We start from the raw sequence: 13,372 nt of genomic DNA, 5'->3' as shown, positions 1-13,372 counted from the left end.
GGTGAACACTTTCCGATGAACGACGCAAGCACCATGCAGCCGCTGTCCGCCGATGCCCACGAGGCGACGGGCCACAGCAACGGCCACGGCACTAGCCACAGCGATGGCTATGGCAAGCACCGGGGTCCGGTCTCGGCGCACAACGACGAGGCGACCCCCCACGGCCGTCACCGCAAGCCGTCCGAGCAGGCCGAGAACAGGGCCTGACGGTACGTCAAGCAAAGTGCAGCCTCGCCCGGTATCGGTTACGGGCGGGGCTGCTCTTCTCTGCTGCATCAGCGGCCTGCCGTATCAGCCGCCTGCCATGTCAGCCGCGCTTGAGACCGAGCACCTCCGCCGCCGCGAACGTCTCCCCGGCGGGCCGCTCCGCATAGTGCGGGGTGAGGAGCGCGTCCAGTTCGTCGTAGGTGAAGGTGTCCTGCTTGCTGTCGAACTTGGCGGCCACCCGCGGGCGTTCGACGACGGCGACCATCCCACCGTGGACGACGAGCAGCTGTCCGTTGACGTGTTCGGCGGCCGGTGAAGCCAGGTAGCCGACGAGCGGGGCGACATGCTCGGGGGCGAGGGGGTCGAGGGCGCCGTTGCCGTTCTCCGGCTGCTCGAAGTCCCGGAAGACCTCCTCGGTCATACGGGTCCGGGCGCGGGGGCAGATCGCGTTCGCCGTCACGCCGTACTTGGCGAGGGCGAGGGCCGTGGAGGTGGTCAGCCCGACGATTCCGCCTTTCGCGGCCGCGTAGTTGGGCTGTCCCGCCGAGCCGGCGAGAAACGCCTCCGAGGACGTGTTCACGATCCGCCCGTACACCGGTGCGCCGGTCGCCTTGGCGCGCTCCCGCCAGTGCGCGGCGGCGAAGTGGGTCGTGTTGAAGTGTCCCTTCAGGTGGACCCGTATGACGGCGTCCCACTCCCCCTCCGTCATGGAGAAGACCATGCGGTCGCGCAGGATGCCCGCGTTGTTGACGAGGATGTCCAGTTTCCCGAACTCGGAGATCGCCAACTCGACCAGCTCACGGGCCTGTTGGTGATCGGCGACGTCTCCGGTGTGGGCGACCGCCGTGCCCCCCGCCGCACGGATCTCGGCGGCGACCTCCTCGGCCGGGGTGGCGGACGCCTCGCCGGAGCCGTCCCGGCCGGGCTGCCCGTAGTCGTTGACGACGACGGCCGCGCCGAGCCGGGCCAGTTCCAGCGCCTCGACCCGGCCGAGACCGCGCCCGGCGCCCGTGACGATCGCGGCGAGTCCCTCAAGTGGCGGTGACAGTGGTGACATCGGCGTCCCTCAGATCTCGATGCAGGTACGCAGCGCGGTTCCCGTGCGCATCTGGTCGAGGGCCTCGTTGATGTCGGCGAACGGTACGCGGTGGGTGATGAGGCCCGCGAGGTCGACGCGGCCGGCGCGCCAGAGGGCGATCGTGCGCTCGTAGGACCGCAGAACGTCACCGCCGCCGTACATGGACGGCAGGATGCGCTTCTCGTCGAAGAACAGCTCGAACATGTTGAGCTGGAGGTTGTCGTCCATCGCGCCCGCGCCGACGACGACCATCGTGCCGCCGCGCCGGGTGGCGTCGTAGGCGGTGCGGGCGGTGGCGGAGCGGCCGACGACCTCGAAGACGTAGTCGAAACCCTCGCCGCCGGTGACCTGTTGCTTGGCGTCGGCCAGCTCGTCCGGTGAAACGGCCCTCGTGGCACCGAACTTGAGCGCGGCCTCCCGGCGCGAGAGCACCGGGTCGACGGCGACGATCTCGGCGGCGCCCTGGAGTCGCGCCCCCTGTATCGCGGAGATGCCGACGCCTCCGCAGCCGATGACGGCGACCGACGAACCGGCCTGCACATCAGCGGTGTTGAGGGCGGCGCCGAGTCCGGTGGTGACTCCGCAGCCGATGAGGGCGGCGATGTCGAAGGGCACGTCGTCGGGGATGGGCACGGCGCAGCCTGCGTCGAGAACGACCTCCTCGGCGAAGGTGCCGGTGCCGGCCATGCCGAAGACATCTCCGCCGGGGCGGCGGAAGTTGGGGGTGCCCGCGTTCATGAACCCGGCGAGACACAGTTCGGTCTGGCCGCGCTTGCACGCGGGACAGACGCCGCAGGCGGGCAGCCAGCAGACGACGACCCGGTCACCGGCCTTCAAGTGGCTTACCCCCTCCCCCACTTCGAGGATCTCGCCGGCGCCTTCGTGGCCGGGGACGAAGGGCGCGGGCTGCGGCAGTACGCCGTTCATCGCGGAGAGGTCCGAGTGGCACAGCCCGGTGGCCCGTACCCGGATCCTCACCTTGCCGGGGCCGAAGCCCACGGCCTCGACGTCGTCCAGGACGTCGAGCTTGTCCTGCCCGATCTCGTGCAGTACGGCTGCGCGCATTGGTGCGGCTCCCTTCGGGGACCTACAGCGATGTACCGGATGTACAAGATGGATGTACAGAAACCTGTGCGTGGTTCATGAGTGTTCGACGACCGTGTCGGCCAGTACGGGCGCGTCCTCCCGCTCGACGGCGGTGACCGACACCTGGACGCGGTCCGGTTCGGGCGTCCACATCCGGATGCGCAGGGTCTCCCCGGGGAACACGACCCCGGCGAAGCGCGTGCGGTACGCGCGGACCCGGCCGACGTCCCCGCCGAGCACCGTGTCGACGACCGCCTTCAGCGTCATGCCGTATGTGCACAGCCCGTGCAGGATGGGCCGCTCGAACCCCGCGCGGGCCGCGAACTCGGGGTCGGCGTGCAGCGGGTTCCAGTCGCCGGAGAGCCGGTAGAGCAGCGCCTGGTCGTCGCGGACGGTCCGCTCGACGACCTTCACGGGCTCACCGTCGGGGGCAGGGAGCCGGTTCGAGGGCCCCCGGTCGCCGCCCCATCCGCCTTCCCCCCGTACGAAGATCTGCGCGTCGCTCGTCCACAACGGCCCCTCGGCGTCGGCGACTTCGGTGCGCATGACGAGGATCGCCGCGCTGCCCTTGTCGTACACGGCGGCGATGCTCCCGGTGGCGCGCGCCCTGCCCTCGACCGGGATCGGGCGGTGCAGCTCGATGCTCTGGCCGCCGTGCAGGACGTGGGCGAGGTCGACGTCGACGCCGGGCATGGAGAGACCGCTGATCACGTCCGGGGAGTCGTTGCCGGCGACGGTGGCGAAGCTGGGCAGGACGTGCAGCCGGGATTCGAGGGTGTAGCGCAGCTCGCCGGGATCGGTCGCGGGGACGCCGGCGCCGATGCCGAGGTGGTAGAGCTGGACGTCCTTGCGGCCCCAGGCGATCTCTGCGGACCGGGGTTCGGCGGCGACGGCCTTGGCGGCGTCAATGGGCATGAGGCTCCTGATCAACTGACGGACGGACAACTGGCGCTACTACTGGCCTCTCACAGGACGGACGACTCGCCGGACTGAGACCTCGGTACGACCGTCCGCACCGTCGGCCGTACCGAGGTCGATACGGGCCGATCTAGAACGCGTTCCAGTCCGGCGCCCCCTGTTGTATAGCCGAGCGGTCCCGAGTTGTGAATACTCCTGACGATGCGTCAGCTATGTGTTCCCGGGCCGGACGGCACGCCGGGCCGGGACATTTGTCCTGCCGGAGTCCGTACATCGGCATCTGCCCGGCGTGCCGCTCGCTTCGTACGCTGTCGTCCATGTTCTGGATGCGAAAGGCCGCCTGCCAGGTGGGCGAGTGGCGGGTCGAGCGGGCGCGCTGGCGGGCGGACATGGAGCGGTACAAGGCCGCCCGGCGCGCCGCGCGGAAGTCGGGCGGCCGGATTCCGGAGCCCGAGAACCCGGGCCCGCCGCCCACCGGTTTCTCCCTGCTGCCCTGGCTGCTGATGGGCCTGGGCTCCTTCTCCAACCTCCTCCAGGGCCGCACCCCGCTGCCCTGGATCGGCGCGGTGGGCCTGCTCACCTTCAACTCCCTCTACATCTACGTCACGTTCCGCGCCTTCACGAAGAAGACGCGGGACGCCAGGTCGACGCGGGTGGCGCTCGCCGTCATGGGGGCGGTGACCTGCGCGCTGGCGATCGTGTACGGCGGCAGCTGGCTGTACTTCTTCCCGCTGCTCGGGCTGGCCACGGGCGCGGTGATGCGGGGCCCGTGGCTGGGCCGCACCGGACTCTCGCTCACCGCTCTCGCGGCGGCGGTCTCGGCGGTGCGGGAGGGCTGGGACGCGCTGAACGTGGCGTACGGGACGTTCCTGTCGACGATGGTGACGGCGGCGATCCTCTCCCTGACCGAGGCGGTACGTGAACTGCGGGCGGCGCGTGAGGAGTTGGCGCGTCGCGCGGTCGAGGAGGAACGGCTGCGATTCTCGCGCGACCTGCACGATCTGCTGGGCCACACCCTGTCGGTGATCGTGGTGAAGTCCGAGGCGGCCCGTCGGCTGGCGCCCCGGGACATGGACGCGGCCCTGCTCCAGATCACCGACATCGAGTCGGTGGGCCGGCAGGCCCTGACGGAGATCCGCGAGGCGGTGACGGGCTACCGGCAGGGCAGCCTGGCCACGGAACTGGACCGGGCCGACTCGGTCCTGACGGCGGCGGACGTCACCCCGGTGATCCACCGCTCGGGCCCGCCCCTGTCGCCGGCGGCGGAGGCGCTGCTGGGGTGGGTGGTACGGGAGGCGGTCACGAACGTCGTACGGCACAGCATTGCCACCCGCTGCGAGATCACGGTGGAGGGTACGACCGGGGAGGGCACGGGCGAACGGGTGCGCCTGTGCGTCGCCGACAACGGCACGGGCCCGAAGCAGGCGCCCACGGGGTCCACCCGGCCGGGTGTCGGCGGCACCGGGCTCAGGGGCCTGACGGAACGACTGGCAGCGGCGGGCGGCTCACTGGAGGCGGGGCCGACACCCGGGGGCGGCTTCCTGCTGACGGCCGAGCTGCCACCGCAGTCGCAGGAGCCGCAGGAGCCGCCTTCTTCCCAGCTCAACGCCCACATCCGCCCTACCCTTACGCCGTGAACGAGATGCCCCGGAACCACCGTCCCGCGAAGTCCATCAGAGTCCTCCTCGCCGAGGACCAGCAAATGATGCGGGGCGCTCTCGCCCTGCTGCTCGGGATGGAGCCGGACATCACGGTCGTCGCCCAGGTCGCGACCGGTGACGCGATCGTCGACGCGGCTCTTCTGCACCGCCCCGACGTGGCGCTCCTCGACATCGAGCTGCCGGGCATCAGCGGCCTGGACGCCGCCGCCCTCCTCCGCGACGAGGCCCCGGACTGCCGGGTGCTGATCCTGACCACCTTCGGCCGCCCCGGCTATCTGCGCCGGGCCATGGAGGCGGGAGCCGCCGGTTTCCTCGTCAAGGACGGTCCCGTGGAGGAGCTGGCGGCGTCGATCCGGCGCGTACTGACCGGCGAGACGGTCATCGACCCGGCCCTTGCCGCGGCCGCGCTCAGCGCCGGTCCCAATCCGCTGACGGCGCGGGAGTGCGAGGTACTGAAGGCGTCGGTGGACGGGGCGACGGTCGCTGATGTCGCCGGCAAGCTTCATCTCTCCGAGTCGACGGTCCGCAACTATCTCTCGGCGGCCATCGGGAAGACCGGCACCCGCAACCGCATGGAGGCGGTGAGGGAAGCGCGCCAGCAGGGATGGCTGTAGGTGTCGGCGTCGGTGTCGGTCCGACGAATCTCGCCCCACCTCACCGCCCCTACCCGTCCAATCCTCGGGGACTCCGCCCCCGAACACCCCCGTATCGTGCTGAACGCGCTCGCCCTCAAGCTCCACCAGCGCCCAGGGAATCCCCGGACGGGCTGAAGGCCTCACCCAGTGACCTTCACCGACTTGTACTCCCTCCCCTCCCCCGCCAAGCACACGAACCAGGCAGCCTTTGAACCCGGGACCGACCTGATCGCCGGATCCTCGATGTTGTTCATCGTGGAGTACGGGACCTTGCGGGCGACCGTTGTCGTGCCGTCGTCCCAGGTGCAGGTGACCGCCCTGGCCGTGGGGGCCACCTGGCCGATCACCAGGCGGTTACGTGTGTCGGGATTTTCGGAGACGTCCGGTTCCAGAGGGAACGCGGCGGACTGCATGTCCTTACCGGACATGTCGTCGCTCTTGTCGATCTCGCCCAGCATGAGCGGCGACTTGACTCCGTCGAAGACTCTGTTGACGAAGAACGAGGCCTTGCCCACAAGCTCCTTGGGGGTCCTCGCGTCCGACGGCTTCACCCCGCGCTCAGCCATGGCGTTGAACTGCCGCCTTGCCTCCGCCTCGTTCCGTGGTGCTCCCCAGATGCCGATGTCGACCCACCACTCCCTGCCCCGGTCCGTGCCCGACGCGAGCGTGGTCCACAGCGGCACGTACACGCGCCGCTCCTCTGGCGACGGTGGCCGAGTCGCCGGCTGAGTCGCCGGAGCCACTCGGTCACCGTCGCCACCACCGATGCCCGCCAGGGCCAAGGCTCCCGTCGATGTGGCGATCACCAGTGCCGCCGCCGACGCCACCGCCCAGCGCCGGGCCCTGCGGCGTCGGCCGCCGCGGACCACCGCCTGGTAGGGGGCTATGCCGATCTCGACCCCGTCCGCCGCGCCGGCCAGCAGGAAGGTGATGTCCGGGTGTGCGGTGTCCCCGTGTGCCACCTGTGCCATGTCCTGATTCTTCTCCCGGTCCACGCTCATCACTTCCACCCTCCGTGTGTCACCGTCTCGACCAGGTCCGGTATGGCGCGGAGTTTCGCGATCCCCTTGGCCGCGTTGCTCTTCACCGCGCCCACCGAGCAGCCCATCGCCTGTGCGGCCTGCGTCTCGGTCAGGTCCTCCCAGTACCGCAGCACCACCGCCTCCCGCTGCCGGGGCGGCAACTGGGCCAGCGCCTTGAGCAGCGCCCCGCGGTCATCGGCCCTGGCGATGTGGTCGCCGGTGTCGGGCAGCTCGTGCGCCAGACCCTCGTCGCTCTTGGGCGCCAGGAACTCCTTGAGCCGCCTGCGGTGCTTGCGCGCGTGCGCGTTGATCATCACGCGCCGCACATACGCGTCCGGGGCGTCGGCCGAACCGACTCTCCACCAGGCCACATAGACCTGCTCCAGCGTCGACTGGACCAGGTCCTCCGCCGCGTGCTGCTCCCCCGTGAGCAGGAACGCCGTACGCAGCAGCCGTGGCCAGCGGCCGATGACGAAGCTCTGGAACTCCTCGTCCCGAGCCGCTTTCCGATCCCGTTCCCCCATGAGCACCTCCTAGATGTTCAAAGGAGTCCATGAACCGCCCGAACCGTTGCCCCGATCCCAGAACATCTTCCGCACCCCGAGCAGAAGGGCAGACGTGACGGAAGATCAGACTCCCATCAGCAGGTCAAGAATCAGTTAGTACGCCAAAACATCGGAATAGTTGCCCAGGCACACGGGTTCATCACACACGTACCCCCGCCCGGACCCGCCTGGAGGCCCCACCCCATGACGCACACGACGACCGACCGGCCCGCCGGCGAGACCGGCAGAACAGGCGGGGCCATAGTCCCGGTGCTCGCCTTCGCCGGCATTGTTGTCGCGGTCATGCAGACCCTGCTCGTCCCCGTCATCAAGGACCTGCCCCAGCTGCTGAGCACCTCGCCCAGCAACGCCACCTGGGTGCTGACCTCGACGCTCCTCTCCGGAGCCGTGGCCACGCCGATCATGGGCCGGCTCGGTGACCTGTACGGCAAGCGGCGCCTGCTGATCACGAGCCTCTCCGTGATGGTGGTCGGCGCCCTCGTCAGCGCGCTCACCAGCGACCTGCTGACCATGATCGCGGGCCGTACGCTCCAGGGCTTCGCCATGGGTGCCATCCCCCTCGGCATCGGTCTGATGCGCGACCTGCTGCCCCGCGAGAAGCTTCCCTCGGCGATGGCCCTGATGAGCTCCTCCATCGGCGTCGGCGGCGGCCTCGCCCTCCCCATCGCCGCGCTGATCGCCCAGCACTCCGACTGGCACGCCCTCTTCTACGGCGCCGCCGGCATCGGCGCCCTCGCCATCGTCCTCACCCTGCTCGTCGTACCCGAGTCCCGGATGCGCGCCGAGGGCACCTTCGACGTGCTCGGTGCCATCGGACTCTCCGTCGGCCTCGTCCTCTTCCTCCTCCCGATCACCAAGGGCAGCGACTGGGGCTGGACCTCCGGCACCACGCTCGGCCTGTTCGGCGCGTCCGCCGTCGTACTCCTCCTGTGGGGCGTGCTGGAGCTGCGCCTGAAGGCCCCGCTGGTGGACCTGCGGACCACCGCCCGGCCCGCCGTCCTCTTCACCAACCTCGCCTCGATCATGGTCGGCGTCTCCTTCTTCGTCGTCTCGCTCGTCCTCCCCCAGCTCCTCCAACTGCCCACGTCCACCGGCTACGGCCTCGGCCAGTCGATGGTCATGGCAGGTCTGATCGTGGCGCCGCTCGGCCTGACGATGATGTTCACGGCGCCCGTCTACGCCCGCCTGTCCGCCAAGTACGGCCCCAAGGTCACCCTCATCCTCGGCCTGCTGATCATCGCGATCGGCTACGGCGCCGGCCTCGGCCTGATGAGCGCCGCATGGCAGTCCCTGGTCATCGCGGTCGTCCTGGGCGCGGGCATCGGTCTCGCCTACTCCTCCCTCCCCGCCCTGATCGTCGGCGCGGTCCCGGCCTCCGAGACCGGTGCGGCCAACGGCCTGAACACCCTCATGCGCTCCATCGGTACGTCCGTGTCCAGCGCCGTCATCGGCATGGTGCTCGCCAACACCGCGAACCATGTGGGCGGCGTCGCCATCCCCACGATGCACGGCTTCCGGGTCTCCTTCCTGATCGCCACGGGCGCGGTGGCGGTCGGGCTGCTGCTGGCCCTGTTCCTGCCGGGACGGCCGGAGAGCAAGCCGCAACTGGTGGCGAGCAGCGAGGAGGACGCCGCGCTTGGCTCCGGGTTCCGGGGGCGGGTCCTGGGTGCCGATGGCAGCCCGGTCGCCCGTGCGAAGGTCACGTTGATCGACCGGCGTGGTCGTCAGGCGGGCGCCACCTTGTCCGGAGAGGACGGCAGCTACGCGCTTGCCGTCCCGGCCGACGGGGCGTATGTCCTGGCCGCGAGGGCTTCCGGCCATGGGCCGCTTGCCTCGTCGGCGACCCATGCGGGTGTTGGCGCGACGGTCGATGTCGACCTGTCGCTGCCTGGGGAGACTGTTGACGCGTAGGCGCTGCGCTCGCCGGGGCGCGGGGGTTGTTTTTTGGCTGCGGGCCGGCTGTGGCTGGTCGCGCCCACGCGGCGGAGTCGCATATAGACACAGCCCCGCGCCCCTATAGGGCGCCCCCCGTCATCAACATCGCCCGGGTTGTACGGCAGCATGGGGCGCCCGTATGCCCGTACGACCGAGAGGAACCCCATGTCCACGGCTCCCAAGCCCGAGATTCTGGCCGCTTTCGAGGCTGCCAAGGGGTTCATGCCCGCCGGTGAGGGGCTCGCGCTGTACGAGGCCGCCGTCGAGGCGGGGGCGCTCGGGCTGCCGTTGCTGGAGGTCGGTACGTACTGTGGGCGTTCCACGATTCTGCTCGCCGATGCGGCCCGGGCGGCCGGTGTCACCGCGGTGACCGTCGATCATCACCGGGGCAGCGAGGAGCAGCAGCCGGGGTGGGACTTCCACGATCCGGAGACCGTCGACCCGGAACTCGGCGTGATGGACACCCTTCCGGCCTTCCGGCGCACTCTCCACACCGCCGGGCTGGAGGACCACGTCATCGCGGTCGTCGGACGTTCACCGCAGGTGGCGCGGGTCTGGAACTCGCCGCTCGGCCTCGTGTTCATCGACGGTGGTCACACCGACGAGCACGCCACCGCGGACTACGAGGGCTGGGCCCCGCACGTCGCGCAGGGCGGCCTCCTCGTCATCCACGACGTCTTCCCCGACCCCGAGGACGAGTTCACCGGCCAGGCCCCCTACCGCGTCTACCTCCGCGCCCTCGCCTCCGGCGCCTTCACGGAGATCTCCGCGACCGACTCGCTGCGGGTCCTGCGGCGAACGGGAGCGGGGGTCTGAGGGCCCGGTTAGAGTCGCTGTCGTGTCCTACGCAGGCCCCGGCTTCGAGCCGCCCCAGCCCCGTTCCCCGCTGCGCCGTCCGCTGGTCGTCGCCCTCGCCGTGATGGTGCTGGGCGGGGGCGGGTGGTTCGTCTGGGGGGCCGTCGCCGACGACGGCGGGGGTGACGGCCAGAGCGGCGCCGACTCCCTCAGCAGCGGCAGTTATGAGCCCCTGTCGCCGGTCGAACCGCCCGACTTCTCCGTCCCCAGCGAACCGGCGACTTCCCTGGCGGGCAAGGTCGTCGTCATCGACCCCGGGCACAACCCCGGCAACTTCAAGCACACCGCCGAGATCGCCCGCAAGGTGAACATCGGTACGAACTCCAAGGAGTGCGACACCACCGGTACCGCCACCAACAGCGGTTATACGGAGGCCGAGTTCACCCTCGATGTCGCGCGGCGGCTGCGGACGGTCCTCGAACGGCAGGGCGCCACCGTGAAGTTCACGCAGGACGGCGACCGGTCCGACTACGCCTTCGGGCCCTGCGTGGACGAGCGCGCCCGGATCGGGAACGCCGCACACGCCGACGCCGTCGTCTCCATCCACGCCGACGGGAGCGCGCAGGGCAACCGCGGGTTCCATGTGATCCTGCCGGGGGCCGTGCACCAAGGGGCCGCCGACACCCGGCCGATCGTCGCCCCGTCCCGGCTTCTCGGCGAGCGCGTCAAGGCCGGGTTCGCCCGCGAGACCGGCTCCGCGCCCTCCAACTACATCGGTGACGGCACCGGGCTGGACACCCGCACGGACCTCGGCGGTCTCAATCTGTCAACGGTTCCGAAGGTGTTCATCGAGTGCGGCAACATGCGCGACAGCAAGGACGCGGCCCTGCTGACCAGCGGAACATGGCGGCAGGAAGCGGCACAAGGGATCTCTGAAGGAATCGTGAGTTTCCTGCGCGGGTCGTGATCAACGCGTGCATCCCGGCGGACAGCCCACACAGGCGGACGATAATGTCGTGCCCCTACGCACGATCGACTGACGGCCGACCGAGTACGGATGGGCCGACCGACCGAATGCCGACGACGACACGACCTACGAAGGACCTGAGGACCTGAAGTGAATATCCGCTCCCTCACTCGAGGCGACGGCGTGGTGATCGGAGCAGCGGTATTGCTGTTCATCGCGTCGTTCCTCGACATCTACTCCGTCGACGGTGCCACGGGCCTCGACATGCCGAGCGCCTGGGCCAGCGGCCCGGTCCTGCTGGGCGTCGTCCTCGCGGGCCTCATCGGCGCCGCGCTCGTCGTGCTGTCGCACGGTCTGCCGCAGATGCCCAAGGTCGCGGGCATCGAACTCGGCCAGTTCGGTGTCGCCTTCACCGTGTTCGCCGCCTGGAGCGCGCTCGGCAACGTCTTCGACCCGGCGGGCGGCTACGACAACGTCAGCGCCGGCGGCACCGGCCCCGACGCGGGCACCGGCCTGATCCTCTCCCTCGTCGCCACGGTCGTCATGGCTGCCGCCGCCGTCGCCACCCCGCTGGTCCCGGCCCTGAAGGGCGCCCTGGTCCCCGCCCCCAAGCCGCCCACCCCGCAGCCCTACGGCGGCCAGCCCTACCCCGGTGGTCCCGGTGGCCAGCCCCAGGGCGGCTACGGCTACCCCGGCGCCGGCGCACCGCAGCAGCCGTACGGCGCCCAGCCGCAGGCCGGTCAGCCCTTCGGCGCCGACGCCGGCGCGGGTCAGCCGCCGCAGCAGGCGCAGCCGCCGGCCGCGGACTTCTCCCCCTTCTGGTTCGCCGTGCCGGTGCCGCGTCCGCTGTTCGCGGAGGACGGTTCGCCGACGCCGATCGCCGAACTGGCCCCCGGTACCTGGTACTTGGCCGTCGAGCAGCGTGGCCAGGGCTTCGTCGCCCAGACGCAGGACGGCCGGCGGGGCGTGCTCCAGGACACCTCCGGCATCCAGCGCGGATAACACCGTTCGCGTGATGCGCGAGCTGCGGCCTCTTGCCCTTCCGGGCGAGAGGCCGTTGTCGTACAGTCGCCGCCAGTGTTTTCACATCTGACGTACCGTCAGTATCGTCAGGAGGCAGGCATGCGGCTCGGTCTCGCGCTCGGCTACTGGGGTCGCGGCCCCTCCCCGGACCACGTACCGCTCGCCCAGGAGGCCGAACGGCTCGGCTACGACTCGGTGTGGACCGCCGAGTCCTGGGGCTCGGACGCGTTCACCCCGTTGACGTGGATCGCGGCGCAGACGTCAAGGATCAAGCTGGGTACGGCGGTTGCCCAGATGGCGGCCCGCTCGCCGACGACCACCGCGATGCACGCCCTCACCCTCGACCATCTCTCCGGCGGACGCGTCCTCCTCGGTCTCGGCCTCTCCGGCCCGCAGGTCGTCGAGGGCTGGTACGGCCGCCCGTTCCCGAAGTCGCCGCTCACCGCGACCCGGGAGTACGTGGATGTCGTACGCCAAGTCCTCAGACGCGAGGCCCCCGTTGAGCTGTCCGGGCGGTTCCACAACTTCCCCTACGCCGGCCCGGACGGCACCGGCATCGGCAAGCCGCTCAAGTCGATCACCCATCCCCTGCGCGCCCAGCTCCCCGTGCTGCTCGGCGCGGAGGGGCCCAAGAACATCGCCCAGACGGCCCGTATCGCCGACGGCTGGCTGCCCCTGTACTGGTCACCGCTGCGGACCGAGCTGTACGAGGATCCGCTGAGCGGGGCCGGGGAAGGGTTCATGGTCGCGCCGATGGCGCAGGCCCGCGTCTGCGCCGACGTCTCCGAGGGGCTGCTGCCCGTCAAGACGATGCTCGGGTTCTACATCGGCGGGATGGGCCACGCGGCCCGCAACTTCCACGCCGATCTGATGGCCCGCATGGGGTACGAGGAGGAGGCCCGGCGGATCCAGGAACTGTTCCTCGCCGGGCGGCGCGAGGAGGCCGTGCTCGCCGTACCGGACGCCTTCGCCGACGAGATCTCCCTCGTCGGGCCGCGTGAACGCATCGCCGAGCGGCTGGAGTTGTGGCGCAAGGGACCGGTGACCGACCTGCTCGTCCTCTCCCCCGACCCGCGCACCCTGCGGGTGCTCGCCGAGCTCAACTCCTGACGGCAGGCTGACGACGGGCTTGGCGCCGGCTGGTTTCATCCCGGATTCCGGGGCACCCGAAGGACATGTCCCCCGTATCTCACCGTGGTGCCAATCAGGCCGGGACGATCATCGCGATCGTTGCCGACATCATGGCCGTCATCCTCGGCCTCTGGATCCTGATGTACCTGCTGGACGCCAACCGCGCGAACGACTTCGTGCAGGTCGTCCATGACGCGGCCGCCTGGCTGGCGGGCTGGTCGCACGACCTCTTCACGTTCGACGAGCAGTGGGCGCGGGTCGTCGCCGGGTACGGACTGGCCGCCGTCGTCTACCTGTTCGTGGGCCACGCGATCGCCAACCGCATCAACCGGCACTGAGGGCCGGCGC

General features: G+C 70.4%; 14 protein-coding genes. 9 read left to right on the top strand and 5 right to left on the bottom strand.

What is annotated here, in order from left to right; genetic code table 11:
• Positions 1 to 15 precede the first annotated feature (15 nt).
• Positions 16 to 207 (top strand): hypothetical protein, encoded by a 192-nt coding sequence (locus OG734_RS35105; RefSeq protein ID WP_330291443.1) that lies wholly within the window; start codon positions 16 to 18, stop codon positions 205 to 207.
• A gap of 100 nt (positions 208 to 307) precedes the next feature.
• Here OG734_RS35105 and OG734_RS35100 read toward each other — a convergent pair whose 3' ends face one another.
• The 3 genes from OG734_RS35100 to OG734_RS35090 form a co-directional block, all read right to left on the bottom strand.
• Positions 308 to 1,255 (bottom strand): 3-oxoacyl-ACP reductase, encoded by a 948-nt coding sequence (locus tag OG734_RS35100; protein WP_330293908.1) that lies wholly within the window; start codon positions 1,253 to 1,255, stop codon positions 308 to 310.
• Between the two features lie 18 nt (positions 1,256 to 1,273).
• Positions 1,274 to 2,350: a Zn-dependent alcohol dehydrogenase gene (locus tag OG734_RS35095; protein WP_330291442.1), complete on the bottom strand. Its 1,077-nt coding sequence runs from the start codon at positions 2,348 to 2,350 to the stop codon at positions 1,274 to 1,276.
• Positions 2,351 to 2,425: 75 nt separating this feature from the next.
• Positions 2,426 to 3,286, bottom strand: a complete 861-nt coding sequence (locus OG734_RS35090; RefSeq protein WP_330291441.1) for a MaoC/PaaZ C-terminal domain-containing protein — start codon at positions 3,284 to 3,286, stop codon at positions 2,426 to 2,428.
• A gap of 320 nt (positions 3,287 to 3,606) precedes the next feature.
• Between OG734_RS35090 and OG734_RS35085 the strand changes: the two genes are divergently transcribed.
• Both OG734_RS35085 and OG734_RS35080 read left to right on the top strand, forming a co-directional pair.
• On the top strand, positions 3,607 to 4,926 hold the full coding sequence (locus OG734_RS35085; RefSeq protein ID WP_330291440.1) for a sensor histidine kinase: 1,320 nt from the start codon (positions 3,607 to 3,609) through the stop codon (positions 4,924 to 4,926).
• 5 nt (positions 4,927 to 4,931) lie between these two features.
• A complete protein-coding gene (locus OG734_RS35080; RefSeq protein WP_330293907.1) occupies positions 4,932 to 5,564 on the top strand; it encodes a response regulator transcription factor in 633 nt (210 codons plus the stop codon).
• A 161-nt stretch (positions 5,565 to 5,725) separates the two neighbouring features.
• On the opposite strand, the gene OG734_RS35075 is transcribed toward OG734_RS35080, so the two are convergent.
• Both OG734_RS35075 and OG734_RS35070 read right to left on the bottom strand, forming a co-directional pair.
• Complete coding sequence (locus tag OG734_RS35075) at positions 5,726 to 6,586, bottom strand: hypothetical protein (RefSeq protein WP_330291439.1); 861 nt, start codon at positions 6,584 to 6,586, stop codon at positions 5,726 to 5,728.
• Positions 6,586 to 7,131, bottom strand: coding sequence for a SigE family RNA polymerase sigma factor (locus OG734_RS35070; protein ID WP_330291438.1), 546 nt, complete (start codon positions 7,129 to 7,131; stop codon positions 6,586 to 6,588). The genes OG734_RS35075 and OG734_RS35070 overlap by 1 nt, the downstream gene beginning before the upstream one ends.
• A gap of 225 nt (positions 7,132 to 7,356) precedes the next feature.
• On the opposite strand from OG734_RS35070, the gene OG734_RS35065 reads away from it, so the two are divergent.
• The 6 genes from OG734_RS35065 (at position 7,357) to OG734_RS35040 (ending at position 13,362) form a co-directional block, all read left to right on the top strand.
• Positions 7,357 to 9,084 (top strand): MFS transporter, encoded by a 1,728-nt coding sequence (locus OG734_RS35065; RefSeq protein ID WP_330291437.1) that lies wholly within the window; start codon positions 7,357 to 7,359, stop codon positions 9,082 to 9,084.
• Positions 9,085 to 9,273: 189 nt separating this feature from the next.
• Positions 9,274 to 9,924: a class I SAM-dependent methyltransferase gene (locus OG734_RS35060; RefSeq protein WP_330291436.1), complete on the top strand. Its 651-nt coding sequence runs from the start codon at positions 9,274 to 9,276 to the stop codon at positions 9,922 to 9,924.
• A gap of 22 nt (positions 9,925 to 9,946) precedes the next feature.
• Entirely contained in the window at positions 9,947 to 10,870 is a 924-nt protein-coding gene (locus tag OG734_RS35055; protein ID WP_330291435.1) for an N-acetylmuramoyl-L-alanine amidase, read from the top strand.
• Between the two features lie 150 nt (positions 10,871 to 11,020).
• Positions 11,021 to 11,872 carry a hypothetical protein gene (locus tag OG734_RS35050; RefSeq protein WP_330291434.1) on the top strand — a complete coding sequence of 284 codons (852 nt, stop codon included), beginning with the start codon at positions 11,021 to 11,023 and terminating at the stop codon, positions 11,870 to 11,872.
• Positions 11,873 to 11,992: 120 nt separating this feature from the next.
• The gene (locus tag OG734_RS35045) at positions 11,993 to 13,003 is read left to right on the top strand and encodes an LLM class F420-dependent oxidoreductase (RefSeq protein ID WP_330291433.1); all 1,011 of its coding nucleotides are present in this window, start codon (positions 11,993 to 11,995) and stop codon (positions 13,001 to 13,003) included.
• A gap of 65 nt (positions 13,004 to 13,068) precedes the next feature.
• The gene (locus OG734_RS35040) at positions 13,069 to 13,362 is read left to right on the top strand and encodes a hypothetical protein (RefSeq protein WP_330291432.1); all 294 of its coding nucleotides are present in this window, start codon (positions 13,069 to 13,071) and stop codon (positions 13,360 to 13,362) included.
• Positions 13,363 to 13,372 lie beyond the last annotated feature (10 nt).

Source organism: Streptomyces sp. NBC_00576 (assembly GCF_036345175.1).
GTDB lineage: Bacteria > Actinomycetota > Actinomycetes > Streptomycetales > Streptomycetaceae > Streptomyces.
The sequence above is the reverse complement of the archived record's forward strand: the minus strand, read 5'-3'. Positions and strand labels throughout refer to the sequence as shown.